The organism is Mobilisporobacter senegalensis (assembly GCF_003752155.1).
GTDB lineage: Bacteria > Bacillota > Clostridia > Lachnospirales > Lachnospiraceae > Mobilisporobacter > Mobilisporobacter senegalensis.
The window spans coordinates 289184-306784 of sequence record NZ_RJVG01000004.1; the positions used below are offsets into that span (position 1 = coordinate 289184).

General features: G+C 35.6%; 21 protein-coding genes. All 21 read right to left on the reverse strand.

The features are described 5' to 3' along the window. Nucleotides 1–32 precede the first annotated feature (32 nt). The 21 genes from EDD66_RS08605 to EDD66_RS08705 all read right to left on the reverse strand — a co-directional run bounded on the left by EDD66_RS08605 (nucleotide 33) and on the right by EDD66_RS08705 (nucleotide 17574). Nucleotides 33–419: a hypothetical protein gene (locus EDD66_RS08605; protein ID WP_123609168.1), complete on the reverse strand. Its 387-nt coding sequence runs from the start codon at nucleotides 417–419 to the stop codon at nucleotides 33–35. Further along, nucleotides 416–2185, reverse strand: coding sequence for a serine/threonine protein kinase (locus EDD66_RS08610; RefSeq protein ID WP_123609169.1), 1770 nt, complete (start codon nucleotides 2183–2185; stop codon nucleotides 416–418). The genes EDD66_RS08605 and EDD66_RS08610 overlap by 4 nt, the downstream gene beginning before the upstream one ends. A gap of 22 nt (nucleotides 2186–2207) precedes the next feature. Beyond that, complete coding sequence (locus EDD66_RS08615) at nucleotides 2208–2975, reverse strand: PP2C family protein-serine/threonine phosphatase (RefSeq protein ID WP_123609170.1); 768 nt, start codon at nucleotides 2973–2975, stop codon at nucleotides 2208–2210. A gap of 27 nt (nucleotides 2976–3002) precedes the next feature. Further along, nucleotides 3003–4439 (reverse strand): DUF6382 domain-containing protein, encoded by a 1437-nt coding sequence (locus EDD66_RS08620; protein WP_123609171.1) that lies wholly within the window; start codon nucleotides 4437–4439, stop codon nucleotides 3003–3005. Between the two features lie 5 nt (nucleotides 4440–4444). Continuing rightward, nucleotides 4445–5755, reverse strand: coding sequence for a WG repeat-containing protein (locus EDD66_RS08625; protein WP_123609172.1), 1311 nt, complete (start codon nucleotides 5753–5755; stop codon nucleotides 4445–4447). Between the two features lie 89 nt (nucleotides 5756–5844). Beyond that, the gene (locus EDD66_RS08630; RefSeq protein WP_123609173.1) at nucleotides 5845–6501 is read right to left on the reverse strand and encodes a prepilin peptidase; all 657 of its coding nucleotides are present in this window, start codon (nucleotides 6499–6501) and stop codon (nucleotides 5845–5847) included. Between the two features lie 46 nt (nucleotides 6502–6547). Beyond that, the gene (locus EDD66_RS08635; RefSeq protein ID WP_123609174.1) at nucleotides 6548–7450 is read right to left on the reverse strand and encodes a TadE/TadG family type IV pilus assembly protein; all 903 of its coding nucleotides are present in this window, start codon (nucleotides 7448–7450) and stop codon (nucleotides 6548–6550) included. A 57-nt stretch (nucleotides 7451–7507) separates the two neighbouring features. Then, nucleotides 7508–7852: a hypothetical protein gene (locus EDD66_RS18585; RefSeq protein ID WP_207667767.1), complete on the reverse strand. Its 345-nt coding sequence runs from the start codon at nucleotides 7850–7852 to the stop codon at nucleotides 7508–7510. Nucleotides 7853–7890: 38 nt separating this feature from the next. After that, nucleotides 7891–8529: a hypothetical protein gene (locus EDD66_RS08645; protein ID WP_123609175.1), complete on the reverse strand. Its 639-nt coding sequence runs from the start codon at nucleotides 8527–8529 to the stop codon at nucleotides 7891–7893. Between the two features lie 14 nt (nucleotides 8530–8543). After that, nucleotides 8544–9986 carry a glycohydrolase toxin TNT-related protein gene (locus tag EDD66_RS08650; RefSeq protein WP_123609176.1) on the reverse strand — a complete coding sequence of 481 codons (1443 nt, stop codon included), beginning with the start codon at nucleotides 9984–9986 and terminating at the stop codon, nucleotides 8544–8546. Between the two features lie 475 nt (nucleotides 9987–10461). Further along, a complete protein-coding gene (locus tag EDD66_RS08655) occupies nucleotides 10462–10830 on the reverse strand; it encodes a hypothetical protein (protein ID WP_123609177.1) in 369 nt (122 codons plus the stop codon). 228 nt (nucleotides 10831–11058) lie between these two features. After that, nucleotides 11059–11808 (reverse strand): hypothetical protein, encoded by a 750-nt coding sequence (locus EDD66_RS08660; protein WP_123609178.1) that lies wholly within the window; start codon nucleotides 11806–11808, stop codon nucleotides 11059–11061. Nucleotides 11809–11833: 25 nt separating this feature from the next. Then, nucleotides 11834–12052 (reverse strand): hypothetical protein, encoded by a 219-nt coding sequence (locus EDD66_RS08665; RefSeq protein ID WP_123609179.1) that lies wholly within the window; start codon nucleotides 12050–12052, stop codon nucleotides 11834–11836. Nucleotides 12053–12414: 362 nt separating this feature from the next. After that, nucleotides 12415–13179 (reverse strand): hypothetical protein, encoded by a 765-nt coding sequence (locus tag EDD66_RS08670; protein WP_123609180.1) that lies wholly within the window; start codon nucleotides 13177–13179, stop codon nucleotides 12415–12417. 24 nt (nucleotides 13180–13203) lie between these two features. After that, nucleotides 13204–13464, reverse strand: coding sequence for a hypothetical protein (locus EDD66_RS08675; protein ID WP_123609181.1), 261 nt, complete (start codon nucleotides 13462–13464; stop codon nucleotides 13204–13206). Between the two features lie 323 nt (nucleotides 13465–13787). Further along, entirely contained in the window at nucleotides 13788–14549 is a 762-nt protein-coding gene (locus EDD66_RS08680; protein WP_123609182.1) for a hypothetical protein, read from the reverse strand. 22 nt (nucleotides 14550–14571) lie between these two features. Then, nucleotides 14572–14832 carry a hypothetical protein gene (locus EDD66_RS08685; RefSeq protein WP_148053938.1) on the reverse strand — a complete coding sequence of 87 codons (261 nt, stop codon included), beginning with the start codon at nucleotides 14830–14832 and terminating at the stop codon, nucleotides 14572–14574. Nucleotides 14833–15155: 323 nt separating this feature from the next. Then, nucleotides 15156–15908, reverse strand: coding sequence for a hypothetical protein (locus tag EDD66_RS08690; RefSeq protein ID WP_123609185.1), 753 nt, complete (start codon nucleotides 15906–15908; stop codon nucleotides 15156–15158). 23 nt (nucleotides 15909–15931) lie between these two features. Then, nucleotides 15932–16150 carry a hypothetical protein gene (locus tag EDD66_RS08695; RefSeq protein ID WP_123609187.1) on the reverse strand — a complete coding sequence of 73 codons (219 nt, stop codon included), beginning with the start codon at nucleotides 16148–16150 and terminating at the stop codon, nucleotides 15932–15934. A gap of 380 nt (nucleotides 16151–16530) precedes the next feature. Further along, the gene (locus EDD66_RS08700; RefSeq protein WP_123609188.1) at nucleotides 16531–17292 is read right to left on the reverse strand and encodes a hypothetical protein; all 762 of its coding nucleotides are present in this window, start codon (nucleotides 17290–17292) and stop codon (nucleotides 16531–16533) included. A gap of 21 nt (nucleotides 17293–17313) precedes the next feature. After that, a complete protein-coding gene (locus EDD66_RS08705; protein ID WP_148053939.1) occupies nucleotides 17314–17574 on the reverse strand; it encodes a hypothetical protein in 261 nt (86 codons plus the stop codon). Between the last annotated feature and the right edge of the window lie 27 nt (nucleotides 17575–17601).

The window sequence follows — 17601 nt, forward strand, 5'->3', positions numbered from 1 at the left end:
TCCCCTTTTCCCTACTACTTGTAATCTGAAATCTAAACAATAACATCTGAACTAACTATAGTAATATCTTCTTCAATCTTCATTCCTGATAATGGTACATCCGCTTCAGCCAGATCCACTGTAGGACTGCTGCCACTCCCTGCATATTCCGGCTGTTCCAGTGGAACTGTTTCATCACCTGATGGAAGATCCTCGATATTATATATCTGCATCTGGTTCTTCTTGATACGCTGTCCTCCACTTTCACTTTCTCTTTGAATCTGGTTTGTGACTTTTCTGGCGGTGGATCCTGTCAGATCTCCAATCACCTTAGGAATACGTAATTTAAAAAACAATATAATAGAAAGAATGAATGCTGCTGCTCCAAGTCCTATCCCTATATAAAAAAGTAAATTATACACCTGTGCCTGCTCTGTCATTTCGTTTCCTCCTCCCTGCTCTGATATGCAGTTAATATGCTTTGATAAGCAGTATCATATAAAGTAAGCTGGTTATTAATTTCTTTCCTTACTAAAGAATTATTTGTTTTCATATTTTCCAAATCTTCTTTTACTTCCAGAAGCATATCTGTCAGTTCCACTTGTTTTATCCCGTCATTTTTCAGATCATTGGAGAGAATTGTGATCTGAGAAATAATTTCTGAATAAAGACGTACCGTTACCGCTTCCTGATTTGGATTCTCATCATTTTCTTTTTTTAGCTCTTTTAAATTTTCCCAATGCTTTTTATACTCACCATCGTCATTTCCTTCATATTGAAGTTTTGCTATATTTGCATAAAAATCACCGATATTCTGATAAATTTTAGCCCTTCTTTTATCCTCATCTGCTGCCATATCATTATTCACTACTCTTTTAAACCATACGGAGCCCAGTGTTTTCTTATTTACTTCTGTGGAGGTATCATAATAAAGCCAGTATGCTTCCCCAATTTTATAGCAGACCCGGGCATATTCTTCCGGAACTTTCTCTAATTGGTCCAGTGCAACAAAGGATTTCAACTCCGTTCCCTGATACTTCATATTCCCATCCTTGCTGTTCTCCAACAGTTCTTTAATTGGTCTTTCCAGTCCTCCAATCAGAAGACATTCAACCATATCTGCCTCTTCCTCCGTATAGGCCAGATCATTTGTAAATTCTTCTATTAATTTCAGATAAGCAGTTTCGCTCCCTGGAGAAATTGAAATAGCAGTAAGATAAGCTAAAACTGTTTTATTATAATCCTCTGTACTTTCCGCCAATTGCATCTGCCCATCATAATCTTCTGCCATAATTGCAGCTGCTTTTACATGCCCAAATACCGCCAAAATAAAGAACAGGAACATACAGCACATGGATAAGAGAAACGTTCCTAATTTTTTCTTTTGTTTCTTAATATATTTCTCATCAATCTCTTCATAATGCTCTAAATCATACATTAATTCTGCACAAGTCTGGTATCTGTCCTTTGGATTCCTTTGGGTGCATCGGAGTATGATATTCTCAAGTCCTGAGGAGAGAGCGGGATCCCACGTTTTGATAGGATAAATCTCATAAGGTGGTTCACTTGGATTATGACCTGTGACCAGGTGGTACAGGGTAGCTCCAAGGCAATAGATATCTGTTCTGGCATCTGTCTGACCCTGCCCTCCGAACTGCTCCGGTGCCGCATATCCCTGGGTTCCAAGACAGGTAGTATCTTCAATATTACTTTCTTTAAATTCTCTGGCTGTTCCAAAATCGATCAATGTAACGTTACCGTCTGGTTTTAACATTATATTGGAAGGTTTCATATCACGGTATATGATTGGCGGCTTTCTTGTATGGAGATAGCCTAATACGTCACATAATTGTTTTGCCCACTCAATTACCTCCTCCTGTGGCATTGCTTTTTGATCCACCAGATAATCACTAAGGGGTTTCCCCTCAATATAATCCATTACAATAAGCAAGGTACCCTCCGACTCAATTACGTCAACGATACTTGGCAGATTGGGATGTTTTAACTTCTTTAACATATCCGTTTCTACAATTAATCCTTGCTTTACAACTTCAAAATTCTGCACCCCGTCCTTACGGACTTCTTTGATCGCCCACTGTTTATTGGCCTTCTCATTCATTGCAAGGTAAACAACGCTCATACCGCCTTTACCGATTATATTTAAAATCTTATATTTCCCATCTATCACTGAACCAATTTCAAGCATATTATTTACCCTCCTGCTTGTATTAATATGTTCGAATTAATAATACCGATATATTGTCCTGTTCCATTCTGCTCTTATTTAATTCAACTAAATATTGTGCATAATATGACATATGTTCTACATTGCATAAATTCATCGGGGTAAAATATCCTGCGATCTCCTGATCTGTTATTTCATGCCGAAATCCATCTGAACATAACATATATACTGCATCTTTCTTAATTTCACCAACGATAAATTCAGGAAACACTACATCGGATGCTCCAACGCACTGGAGGAGAACATTCCTTCTTGCATCTTTTTTGGCCTGGGCTGCCGTAATGTTTCCCAGGGATATCTCCCGTTCAATTACCGTTTGATCTATGGTCAGCTGCTTTAAATCATATTGAACTTCATAAGCTCTTGTATCCCCAATATGTATAATATAGTAATTTCCATCTGCAAGAAGCATTGCTGTTACCGTTGTCCCAAGTCTGATGTTTCTTTCCCTTCCAAAGTTCATTAACCGGTTATTCTGAACAGATACAATATTCTCCCATTGTCTTTGAATTTCATCCCTGCCATATCCTGTCTCCAATAATCTGGAGAAATCCTTATAAAACCATTCTTCAAAAGCTTTAATAACATTGGAGCTTGCCACTTCTCCATATTCAAGCCCTCCCATACCATCACAAATAACTGCAAGCACGACTTGTCCCTGTTTTGTATCCGCTACTTTTACAGTCAGACTATCCTGATTCACTGGCTTTTTTATTCCTTTATCTGATGCTGCCGTTACCAAATATCTCATACTTCCTCCTACATAAGTACTCTTTGTTTACCGTACTTTAAATTCAAATTCTTCATTGGCCAGGCGGATCATACAGCCATGAGTAATTTCTACCTCTGTATTGCTGGGAATCATTGTTTCATTTACATAGGTACGGTTCTTTGAATTCATATCCATAATATAAAAGGCTTCTCCCTTTTTTATAATATTGGCATGACTCCGGCTTACTGCGGGATTATTCCCTATACAATAATCCACAAAGCTTCTCTCTTTTCCAAGTTTAAATACTTGTTTATTGATCTGGATCACTTCATTATTTATATGGCGGATTAAATGAGGCCTTATATTTTGGAGAGAATTATGCTCTGATAAGACGGTGGTTTCTCCTGACGTCACTTCATTCAGCACTGTAGTTTCTCCCGCTGTGCCTGGTACCATCTGGTTCATAACAGGGTTGATTGGAAGCGGGCGTAAAGGTATTGGAGCCGGCTGCACTTTTTCTGGTTGTGCAAACATAGGCTTTGGCGTTACCGGAGCAGACGGTGTTGCCGGCACCGGCTGTACCAATTGTTCAAACGGTACGGATTCCTGAGGTTTTTCCTCCATGCCCGGAATTGCCATCCCTGGAATTGCCATTTTACTGTTTCCTAACCCTCCACGTTTTACTTTCTTCTCTTTTGGTTTGCTCTCTTTTATCTTTTTTTCTTTTTTCTTCTCTTTTATTTTATTCTCAGTGCCTTCTTTTCCCTTATTTCCCCCGAATAAGTTAAATTTAAATTTTCCTTTTGGCAGATTCAGATTCATCTTTTCTTCGCTGCTGTCAGGTATATTATAAACAGGGGTAATGGAAGGCTGTGCTATGGTCGCTGCAAAATCTGGAATTACTTTTGGAGGTACGATATCTTCTCTTTTTACCTCTGGCATTTTCTTAGGTTTTTCCAATAATTCTGTCAGCAGATTTTTAAAATCAACCAGGGAAAAATTATTACTGCCGTTTAAAAAGCTAATGATCTTTGCCACATAATCGGCATTTTCACTTTGATCAAACTGTGTTCCAAATACAATATCCTTAAAGAATTTCACCAATTCCACAGGGCTTTCCTTTCCTAACACAGGAAAGCATATGATTTCTGCCTCTTCTGTTCCCACATTCACAAAGATATACTTTGGATCTAATAGAAAAGTAGAAGTTTCCAGCATATATTCTTCACTGGCTAAAATTGCCGTTGCAATATTAGAGAATACATTCAAAAATCTCTGCTTGTTCACTACTCCCATAAAATATTGTTCCAGGCTTATTTTAGAAGAAACATTAAATTTTAAATATTTATCATGGTCCATCTGCACCAATATAGTAGAAACAATCCCATAAATGGAATTATTGGATATCATCCCATAGCTGAAAGTATCTATCTCATCTTCCGGTTTTAAATGATATACAAGAAATGTATTGGTGCCCTGATTCTCAAACTTAAATTCGTTCATCTTATCTACTCCTTATTCAATCTATATAACTTTAATAGCTTCCAGCCTATATCATCCTTTATAAAAGCAGAACCGGAAGTTGTGAATTCCTCTGCCTCATTAAACACCGGTTCTATGACCACTTTATTCCCGGTGTTAATATATCCCCATTTTCCGTTTATGGATACTGCAGCCAGTTCATTGGAAAAAGTCCTTGCATTTTCATATTGGGGTTCTATTACAATTTCTCCCGTTTTATCAATATATCCCCATTTCCCATTTTTTTTAACACTGGTCATATCTGAACCAAATACATGTGCATCTTCCCATGTATTTTCTCCTACCGGTTTTCCAGTTGTATCAATTAAGGAATAAGCACCATTCTTTTTTACAAATGCCACTCCATTTTGAAATGCATATCCTCTGCCATCTAATTTAATATCTTCATAAGTGTCTGTTCCAATCTGTTTTCCGTCCTTGTCAATGATGGACCACCGATTGTTCTCTTTCACTGCTGCAACACCGTTTAAAAAGGTTCCTGCATAATCATAGTCACCAAACAGTTTCTTGAATTCTATGTCTGCATATTGGTATCTTCCATCAATCAAAACTGCCATCCTGTCTTCTGATAAAGGACCGCAATCCTGTATATTCTTCTTCTCCACATCCACATATTTCTTATCTCCCTGTGAGTTGATCAGAAAATATTCTCCTTTTTCACTTTGGACCGGTGCAAATCCAGAAGCTGTAAAAGGTTTCCCGGCTCTATAACCATATGGGACCGCTGTGATACCTGCTGTATTGATATATCCCCATTTCCCTGATTCACTGGCAACAGCACAATAACCAGAGGAAAATACTGTTTTATCAGTATAATTTGCCCATTCGATTTCATAAGCATAAGCTAATTCATTATCTAAAGAATCCAAAGTTTTGGAACTGACTCTTCTTTTCTTTGCCTGATTCAGTATGGTATAACAGTCATAATACTGTTCTTCCCCTTTATAGTAGAATGCCAAAAATTCATATCCTTCCGGTTCATATGGGTATTTGGTAATCATACCCTCACTCCAGTCTTCCAGGGCATATTCCTGATTGGAATCCCTGTAGAACTCTGCAATCTCACTTCGAAGTTCTATACTCTCATGCAAATTTAAAGCCTTCATATAATTCTCTTCTGCATCTGTTACGATCTCCATTTCTGCTTTCATCCTTGCAGTTTTTATGTAATTATCATATTCTGTCTGGGCAGCCTTACTATTATTAAAAAGTGAATACCAGGACATCCCAAAAAGCACGACTATTCCTAAGATAGTTAATTCTTTTATTCCCTTCAAATAAACTCCTCCTAACTATGTTTCCTTATAGACATTTGTGAAACTATTAAGTTTCCTTCAATTTGTGCAATAATTAATACGAATTCCTTCTACACCCCTGTTAAAAACACGGAAATATATGTACCTATCAATATGGATGGGGCAAAAGGTATCGAATCTTTTTTCCCTTTTCTCTTTGTAACGAGGAGAAAGATACCCGTTATAAATGCAGCAAAGAGCGAGAAAAAGATTGAACTGAACATTCCATAGATTCCTTGAAATAGACTTATTAAAATTAATAGTTTAATATCTCCCATCCCAATCCCATTTTTGATTATAAACGTTCCAACAATCAGAAAGACTATTACGATCACCAAGGCAAAGAGATCCTGTTTCAATATGGTGAAAAATGATTCTGACCGGAGTATTAATTCCAGAACATAATACACCAACCGTATTATAAGCCCTGTTCCAATGATTTTATTGGGTATGATCATATTAGTATAATCCTTCCAGGCGATTGGAAATAAAAGCGTGACAAGTGTGAGTAATTTAATATTTGCTAAATAATGATTTTCAGGAAATATATGATTTAATCCAAATACCATAACTATCCCCAAAACACACATTATGCCCCCGAAGATTTTCTTCTTCCTGTCTCCATTTCTTATGGCCTCTTTCTTATTGTCGGCCCCTTCTAACTCAAGATATAACCATCCTGCTATTGATAATACAATAACCAGACAAATTTCTATTCCTATTAGCATAAACGAATATCCTCTCTCTCATATCATTTGTCAATTCCAAAACAGATTACTTCGCTGGTTTGGGTTCTAATTTATCTCCGTTGAGCCATCCTTTCGTGGCCGCTGTCTGGGTGATTACAAAATCATAATCTATCGGTAGTAATGGAAGCACTTCTATTTTATAGGTTACAACAAGAACGATATCATCCTCGCCATCTGCAAAGATGGTAGATCTTGAAAAATCCAATGCATCTATATATGCATTTCCTCCTGTTTCATCCGTGACCACTCCCATGGAAGCCAGATATGCATTGGCATTATCCCCTTCAAATCTCTTTAAATGTTTCTTCATCAAAGCCTTTGAAACTGGTTCTGCAATTAATTTCGAGGTCGCTGCATCAATTGCCTCGGAAGCAAACACTCTTGCCAGTCCAAGCATAACTCCTTTCGGGTCTTCAATGAGGCTGTCAATGGCATTTTTTACTTCCTTCACATTTGCTGCTCCTGAATCTTTCGCTGTTTTGGCTGATTCTAGCACTGTATCCCATTTTTGTGCAGTTGCCTCGATATCCGTGGGATCGGCCTGCTTGGCAGCATCCACATCATCTCCAAGGTTTTGAATGGCATCAAAGGTCTCATTCACATCATCAATAAACCCATTGATACCGTCTTTGGTTCCTGAAGCGGATTCATGTAATGTCTTGAAACTTTCATTCAACCCAGTCAGACCATAGATATAGCTGTATTGGGATATTTCCCTGGCTGTATTATTAATTGCATTCCCAATCTTTGCCTGAGCCCTGCATATGGTAATCAGACTATATACCATAATAAACATGAACAAAAAGGCAGTTAGAGATATGGTGGCCTCAATTGTTACAGAGCCCTTTTGGTTTTTACGGTCCATCTTATGTATTCCTCCCCTTCTTTTTTCAAATTGCATTATCTTAATAAATTCATCAATTGACATAAAATTACTCCTAATATAACTTGATTGCTGCCTGGCAATCCAGCTTATTCAAGACAGTTAAATCCAACCATTTGCTTTTAAAAATTTATCTGGTATTCTAAGTTCAATCTGCTCTTTCAAATCTTTGAAATAATTTTCAAAATTTGCTGTATCATACCATTTCTGGCTGCTTTCAAGTAATATTCCTTCTGTTCCATAGGATATGCTGCATCCAAATCTTCCTCTATCATAATTCATAATTAGTATAAAGTATTTATAGGCCTCAAACCGAATACTAAATGTAGTTCCTCTTTCCCCATCATATGAATTGTATATTACAAAATCGGTTACTTTTTCACCAAATTTATCTCTTAACATATCTATAAAATTATTTGCCATTTCTTTTGCTGCATTATTCTCCATAAAAATCGTCTCCTGTACCCTTAAAATTCTAATAATATTTAACCTTTAACAATGGAAAAAATCACATTATAATCGTTTCTTGTAATTCCATCTGCTAAAAGTCCTTTTTCTTGCATTTGGAGAACATGGGTATCTACAAGATAATATAAATATGTCAAGCGGAACATGGCATATAAGGCTGTCCCTTTATCCAATTCCATCGTCTTATGTATTTCATTCCCTTCTTTATCAAACCAAAATATCTGATATTGATCATGACCAGTATTTTTGAAAACGAATGCATTCTTTTTATTTTCATTTACCGAATAATATTCTTGCATAATACCAAGTTCTGAAAACATATTTAATAAATTATTAATGTTAAAATTATCAGAATAGATACTAATCGTACTATTCTCCTTAGCCTTAGCCAAATATTTTTTTGTATAATGGCGTTCTAGTTGGTAAAAGCAAAAGTAACGAATGGCTTCTTCTTTACTGTGAAATTCTTTTGATACTTCATCCAAATGTCTTCTTTCTCTTCTTGCTACAATTAATTTCCATTCGCCCTCTATTTCCTGTATTTTTTCATAGTCTTCATAACTATCATGTATTTCTTCAATGCAATTCTCATTTATAACATGTATCGTATTTATATTTTCAAATTGCATTACTTTAATAAATTCATCTATTGACATAATATGACTCCTAATTATTTGATTATTTTTACTTCTATATATGAGTACTTTTCTAAATTCTTCAAATTGGCTTCAACCAGATTACCATCTGAATCTTTAATTTCAACATCTGTGTAATATTGTTTTCCACCTCCGGGCTGACCAAACCATTGTGCTATCTCACCAGAGCTACAAGGAATATCCTTTAAAACAGTAATTATTACTAAAGGTTTTTTATCTGCTCCTGGTGGTAATGCCCGTTGCTCATATGGAACATCCTCCGCCGAAAAATATTGTGCATCATCATTATCTCCATACCGAGTATATACGTTACCTTTCTTTAACACATCTGGATCACTTTTCCCATCTTTAAAACCATTGGTATTTGGATCTCCATTCGTCCCTGGATAAATAATTGCACCAGTTTCCTGATTATAATAGCTTTTGTCGTCAAATATAGCTTTATGTTCTAAGTAGACTTCATCATCAGGTTTGTACTTCCATTTATCAAGTTTTGCTCTGTCTTCCTGACTTATTTTATCTTTTGGATCATTCTTTGTATCTATATTTTCGGGTTTTTCATCCACCACTGGATTATTATCTTGAGTGTCAGGTATATCCCCTCCTGCTAAACCACCAGGAATTATACCGGATACGTCTGATATTCCTCCATCAGCTAAATCTATTCCAGATTGTTCTTTTTCTGATTCATCTTTCGCTGTGTCTGTATTTTTTTCTTCATTTTTATTATTATCTGAATCTCCAACGTCTGTTCCACCAGTTCTTGAATCATCCGATCCTTCACCTGCGAAAGTCTTTATGAAATTATTGACCTTAGTAAATGTATTGGCAATATTATTCCCGAGATCCGTATCATAAAGCATATCTGCTACCATGTCTACATTACGTACAAACTCCGGTGTATCACTCACCGCCACTTCTGCATGGGATTGCAATCTTAAAATAGTAGGTTCTGCTGCTCCAAAGAAACGAATCGGAAAACGGACTTCATATTGAACCCCCACCTTAAAAGTAGAATATAAGAAATAATTATTAAATTCTGCTATTTTATCTGTACTTCCTGTAACTTTTGGATTCATCTTAATAAAGAAACTAAGTGTTGATTCATTAATTTCCTTAATCAGATCATTCTCAATCTTTCTCTCTATTTCATTAATGCTTCCTCCAGGAAGTTCACCTATAATATACCGATATGGCTCTGCATTATTAACTTTCAAAGGGATCATACCCTCATCAACTGTCTCATACTGTTGGGGATTGGCAATACATTGGGCTCCTTTTATAGCCGCACGTGACACACAGTCATCCACCTGTGCAATCTGAAAATATGCATTTCCAATATATATAATGAAAAACAAAACAAAGAACATAACTGGAAATACAATGGTAGCCTCTATTATGACTAAGCCTTTTTCTTTCTTTATCTTGTCTAAAAATTTCTTGAATAAATTTTTCATTTTACTTTCCCCTCCATTAACGCATATTATTTATATGATGACTACCAGTGGTAACCCCTCTTGCTTCTAAAATATATCAATCTTTATAAGAGTAACTTTCCCTCATGGTGAAAAATTCATAAGACATCCATTGCGAAACTAATACATATATTGTTTGTGATTCACTGATACAAATTCCTCCGCGGAGGCGCTTCCTGACCCTTAACTTCCGCTCCAGAATTGTATCAGTTCAATCACAATTATCCAGATTATGAAGTTTCGCAATTATTTATTTGATATATGAAGTGTTAAGGCTTTATATTCCATTCTTCATAAGAGATTTTATGTACGAAATTTTTAATGATCTCTTGTATCTGTTCCTCTTCATATTTAGAGCAGATACAAGAAATCGTTAAATTATTATTTATCCCTATACTGTCCTATAATTAATACAGAACAGTATAAGGCAAAATTAAGTTAATTATATTATTTAAAATCAATCATAGATTTCTTTTACAAATGTATCAGATATTTCACCATCTACTAAATTATCATTAATGATAGTTTCTATGGTACTTCCCTTTTTGGCAGATTGAATATCCGGAAGACTAATTTTACTCACATCATTGATGGTCTCATACATACCGGTCTTGGAGGCGGACTGTCCTCTGGTCACTCCTTCAAACGTTTCAAGCTTACTGTCATAATCTTTTTTATAGAAACTCAGCCATCCACTTGCTGTCCTTGTCATGCCATTTATGGTAATCTGGGTTGCAAGATCTTTCTGATAGTCATCCATTCTCTCTTCCAGAGCATCAATGGCTGCTTCATAACCGGAAGTATCTCCCGGAGGATCTTTCGCCAAAGCATCACTGATTTTATCCTGGAGCCTGGAGATACTATCCCGGCAGTCAGAGATTGCTCTTTCAATACTTTGAATGGCATTATCAAGGGTATGGTATGCCTGATATACATCTTAAACATCTATAATTATGTAGTTATTCATAACTTACTTATTTTCCTATTAATTCTTATACTGCTCTGTCTCAGAACAGTATAAGATAAAATTAAAGCTATTATCAATTACCTAAAATCAGTAATAATAATCATCACGTAATGTCTTCATTAATTCATCCACGTTATGGTCTACTTCTTCTGTATACTGCTTAATATACTCTTCTCCGTCACCGCCATCATCTAAGGTAACACCGATAATAGTAAGTGGAGTGTCATCTTTTACAAAGGCATATCCACGTACATGGTAACCAAATCTATCTTCTGAATCTTCTGATACACGTCCATCAATTTCTCCTATAAACCGTAAGCAATCCACTCCATTGATAGTTACTTCTTCTTGCTCGGTGATATTAAGTCCGTAGTAACCATATCCACCTTCTAAACTACTATCCATTGCCCCTCCAAAACTCCGTTCTGTTGCTGCAAGAACTTCTTCAAAGGTCATTCCTGTGGCACCTTTATCTCCTCGAGTTGCTGCAATACAGAGTTTTCCAGAACGAATATATAAATCTGTGCGTCCTTCCTCCACTATCTGATATTTGGGTATATCATAGACAGCCTTCGTACTACCTAAACTCATTTCTAACGAATCAATAGGTTCTCCATCGTAGATAAACTGGGGTTCATAGATTCTCTCAGATGCCTCTTCTTTTGTCTCTTCTGATTCTGCATCTTCTGCCACAGTATCTTTCTCTTCCTCTGCATTATTTTCTTGTGTTTCCTGAGTAGTTTCTTTTGTTGCTTCTTTACTATCCTTGTTTTTATCTTTCCCACATGCAGTACAAAGTACTGTGAATAATAAAATCATTACCAATAATCGTTTCATTTATATTTTCCCTCTTTCTTTTTTATTAATTATATCCCTGCATTCCATCATATTTAATGGTATACCAATTGCTTCCTGGTAAATTGCTTTCTGTTTTCTCTGCCATAAAAGGCAATGTCATAAGGATTGGTTTTACTTCTAACGTTGCATCAATCTTTACATAAGTATAACTTTCCTTCATAGTAAAACTCTCATTCTGCATCTTCATATTTGCTTCGATAACATCGGATATACGAAGTAGCACCCCTTCCTGATTTCCTAGAAGAGTAACTCATAAGACATCCATTGCGAAATTAATATATTATATCGTTTGTGATTCACTGATACAAATTCCTTCGCTCCAACGCTCCATCCGCTTAACTTCCGCTCCGGAATTGTATCAGCTGAATCACAATTATCCAGATTATGAAGTTTCGCAATTATATGGCATCATTCATAAGGGACTTTTATGTAATTTCTTAATAGATTCTTTTAATGATCTCTTGTATCTGTTCTTATTCATATTTAGAGCAGATACAAGAAATTATTAAGTTATCTATATCCTTATACTTTTCTATCCCTTGAACAGTATAAGGATATAGATTATTTCTAATAACTTGTATTTAATTAGTCAAAATACTTTTTATCACGCAATGTTTTCATTAATTCATCCACGTTGTGGTCTACTTCCTCTGTATACTGGTTAATATAGTCTTCTCCATCGCTGCCATTATCTAAAGTAACACCGATAATTGTTACTGGGATATCATCCTTCACAAAAGCATATCCGCGTACATGATATCGAAACCACAATGTTTTATCATCCGGCGCTGATGGAGAACGTCCATCAATTTCTCCTACAAATCGCAAACAATCTACTCCATTTATGGTTACTTCTTCTTGTTCTATGATATCTATTCCGTGATAATCCTTTCCACCTTCTAAATTACTATCCATTGCCCATCCAAAGCTCTGTTCTGTTGCCGCAAACACGTCTTCCAATGCCATTCCTGTAGCACCTTCATCTCCAAAGGTTACTGCTATACATAGCTTTCCCGAACGTATATGCAATTTAGTTAACCCTTCTTCTACTGATTGATAATTAGGAACATCAAATGCAATATCATATGTCGGAATACTATCTTGATATGAATCTATAGTTTCTCCATCATAGATAAATTGTGGTTCATAGATTCTCTCAGATGAGTCTCCTTTTGTCTCTTCTGCCTGTTCACTATTCTCTGTTGTAGTATTATTTACTTCCTCTGTACCATTTTCTTGATCTTCTTGCGTTGTTTCTTTTGTTGTTTCTTTACTTTCTTCACTCTTTTCTTTACCACATGCAGTACATAGTAGTGTAAATAATAAAATCATTACTAATAATCGTTTCATTTTAATTTCCTTCTTTCATTTTTATTAGTTATATCCCTGCATTCCATTATATTTGATGGTGTACCAATTGCTCCCTGGTAGGTTACTTTCTGTTTCCTCTGCCATAAAAGGCAGTGTCATAAGGATTGGTTTTACTTCTAAGGTTGCATCAATCTTTACGTAAGTATAACTTTCCTTCATAGTGAATTCTTCATTTTGCGTCTTCATATTGGCTTCAATCACATCAGATATACGTAACAGTACTCCTTCTTGATTCCCTAGAAGTGTAACTCCTAAAACATCCATTGCGAAACTAATACATTATATCGTTTGTAATTCACTGATACAAATTCCTTCGCTCCAACGCTCCATCCGCTTAACTTCCGCTCCGGAATTGTATCAGCTGAATCACAATTATCCAGATTATGAAGTTTCGCAATTATATTTCATCATTCACAAGGGGCTTTTATGTAATTTCTTAATAGATTCTTTTAATGATCTCTTGTATCTGTTCTCTATTTAAACTTAAAACAGATGCAAGAAATCGTTAAATTATTATCTATCCTTATACTGCCCTATAATTAATACAGGACAGTATAAGGTATGTGGAAAATATTTGAATCTACAAATTAATCAAAATATTTTTTATCACGCAATGTCTTCATTAATTCATCCACATTGTGATCTACTTCCTCTGTGTACTGCTTAATATAATCTTCTCCATCACCACCATCATCTAAAGTAACACCGATAATTGTTACTGGGATATCATCCTTTACAAAAGCATATCCGCGTACATGATATCGAAACCACAATGTTTTATCATCTGGTGCTGATGGAGAACGTCCATCAATTTCTCCTACAAACCGTACGCAATCTACTCCATTTATGGTTACTTCTTCTTGTTCGATGATATCTATTCCATGATAATCCTTTCCACCTTCTAAACTACTATCCATTGCCCCTCCAAAGCTCCGTTCTGTTGCTGCAAGAATTTCTTCAAAGGACATTCCTGTGGCACCTTCATCACCAGATGTTACTGCTATACATAACTTTCCAGAACGTATATGCAATTGAGCTAGCCCTATGTCATAAGATTGATAGTTTGGAACATCATAAACAATATCATATGTTGGCACACTATCTTCATAGGAATCTATTGGTTCTCCATCATAGATAAACTGTGGTGCATAAATTCTCTCAGATGCCTCTTCTTTTGTCTCTTCTGATTCTGCATCTTCTGCCACAGCATCTTTCTCTTCCTCTGTACTATTCTCTTGTGTTTCTTGCGTTGTTTCCTTTACTGCTTCTTTACTATCCTTGTTTTTATCTTTCCCACATGCAGTACAGAGTAGTGTGAGTAATAAGATCATTACTAATAATCGTTTCATTTTTATTTTCTCTCTTTCTTATTTAATTATATCCCTGCATACCATTATATTTTATGGTATACCAATTGCTTCCTGGTAAATTGCTTTCTGTCTCCTCCGCCATAAATGGCAATGTCATAAGGATTGGTTTTACTTCTAAGGTTGCATCAATCTTTACGTAAGTATAACTTTCCTTCATAGTGAATTCTTCATTTTGCATCTTCATATTAGCTTCGATGACATCGGATATACGTAACAGTACTCCTTCCTGATTTCCTAGAAGCGCGATTACTAAAACATCCATTGCGAAACTAATACATTATATCGTTTGTGATTCACTGATACAAATTCCTTCGCTCCAACGCTCCATCAGCTTAACTTCCGCTCCGGAATTGTATCAGCTGAATCACAATTATCCAGATTATGAAGTTTCGCAATTATATTTCATCATTCACAAGGGGCTTTTATGTAATTTCTTAATAGATTCTTTTAATGATCTCTTGTATCTGTTCTCTATTTATATTTAAAACAGATGCAAGAAATCGTTAAATTATTATTTATCCCTATACTGTCCTATAAGTAATACAAGACAGTATAGGGGATATGATAAATATTTAAATCTACAGATTAATCAAAATACTTTTTATCACGCAATGTTTTCATTAATTCATCCACGTTGTGATCTACCTCTTCTGTATACTGCTTAATATACTCTTCTCCATCACCGCCATCATCTAAGGTGACACCAATAATAGTAAGTGGAGTGTCATCTTTTACAAAGGCATATCCACGTACATGATAACCAAATCTATCTTCTGAATCTTCTGATACACGTCCATCAATTTCTCCTACAAATCGCAAGCAATCTACTCCATTAATATTAACCTCTTCTTGTTCTGTGATATCAAGTCCATAATAACTATATCCGCCTTCCAAATTACTATCCATTGCCCATCCAAAACTCTGTTCTGTTGCTGCAAGAACTTCTTCAAAGGACATTCCTGTAGCACCTTTCTCTCCTCGAGTAGCTGCAATGCAAAGTTTTCCTGATCGGATATAGAGTTTAGTCAATCCCTCTTCTACGATCTGATACTTAGGAACATCATAAATCGCCTTCGTACTTCCTAAACTATTTTCTAAAGAATCTATTGGTTCTCCATCATAGATAAACTGGGGTTCATAGATTCTCTCAGATGTTTCTTCTTTTGTCTCTTCTTGTTCCGCATCTTCTGCCACAGTATCTTTCTCTTCCTCTGCACTATTCTCCTGTGTTTCCTGAGTTGTTTCTTTTGTTGCTTCTTTACTATCCTCACTCTTCTCTTTTCCACATGCAGTACATAGTAGTGTAAATAATAAAATTATTATCAATAATTTTTTCATTTTTTTCCCTCTTTCTTTCTCAATTAATTATATCCCTGCATACCATTATATTTAATGGTATACCAATTGCTTCCTGGTAAATTACTTTCTGTTTCCTCTGCCATAAAAGGCAATGTCATAAGGATTGGTTTTACTTCTAACGTAGCACCTATCTTTACATAAGTATAACTTTCCTTCATAGTAAAACTCTCATTCTGCATCTTCATATTTGCTTCGATAACATCGGATATACGAAGTAGCACCCCTTCCTGATTTCCCAGAAGAGCAACTCATAAGACATCCATTGCGAAACTAATACATATATTGTTTGTGATTCACTGCTACAAATTCCTTCGCTCCAACGCTCCATCCGCTTAACTTCCGCTCCGGAATTGTATCAGCTGAATCACAATTATCCAGATTATGAAGTTTCGCAATTATCTATTTCATGTATAAAGTGTTAGAGAATTATATTTTATCTTCATAAGATTTTTTATGTAAGAAATTTTTAATGATCTCTTGTATCTGTTCCTCTTCATATTTAGAACAGATACAAGAAATCGTTAAGTTTTATATATCCTTATACTTTTCTATCCTTAGAACAGTATAAGGATATATATTATTTTTAATAATTTGTATTTAATTAATCAAAATACTTTTTATCACGTAGTGTTTTCATTAATTCATCCACGTTGTGGTCTACTTCTTCTGTATACTGGTTAATATAGTCTTCTCCATCACCACCGTCATCTAAAGTAACACCAATAATAGTAAGGGGTGTATCATCTTTTACAAAGGCATATCCACGCACATGGTATTTAAACCATAATGTTTGATCATCTGGTTTTGTTAAAGAACGGCCATCAATTTCTCCTACAAATCGCAGACAATCTACACCATTGATAGTTATTTCTTCTTGTTCAGTAATATCAATTCCATGATATTGTTTTCCACCTTCTAAATTACTATCCATTGCTCCTCCAAAACTCCGTTCTGTTGCTACAAGAACTTCTTCAAAGGACATTCCTGTGGCACCTTTATCTCCTCGAGTCGCTGCAATACAGAGTTTACCAGAGCGGATATACAGTTTTGTGCGTCCTTCCTCTACTATCTGATACTTGGGAACATCATAAACTGCCTTCGTACTTCCTAAACTATTTTCTAAGGAATCTATAGGCTCACCATCATAGATAAATTGTGGTTCATAAATTCTCTCAGAACTTTCCTCCTTTGCCTCCTCTTGTTCTGCATCTTCTTCTGTCACATCTTTCTCTTCCTTCACACTATTCTCCTGTGTTTCCTGAGCTGTTTCTTTTGTTGCTTCTTTACTATCCTTGTTTTTCTCTTTCCCACATGCGGTACAAAGCAGTGTACATAATAACATCATAATTAATATTCTCTTCATTTTAATTTCCTTCTTTCTTAATTAATTATATCCTTGCATTCCATCATATTTAATGGTATACCAATTGCTTCCTGGCAGATTACTTTCTGTTTCCTCTGCCATAAATGGCAATGTCATAAGGATTGGTTTTACTTCTAAGGTAGCTCCAAGCTTTACATAAGTATAACTTTCCTTCATAGTGAAACTCTCATTCTGCATCTTCATATTTGCTTCGATAACATCAGATATACGAAGCAATACTCCTTCCTGATTCCCTAAAAGAGCGATTACTAAAACATCCATTGCGAAACTAATACATATATCATTTGT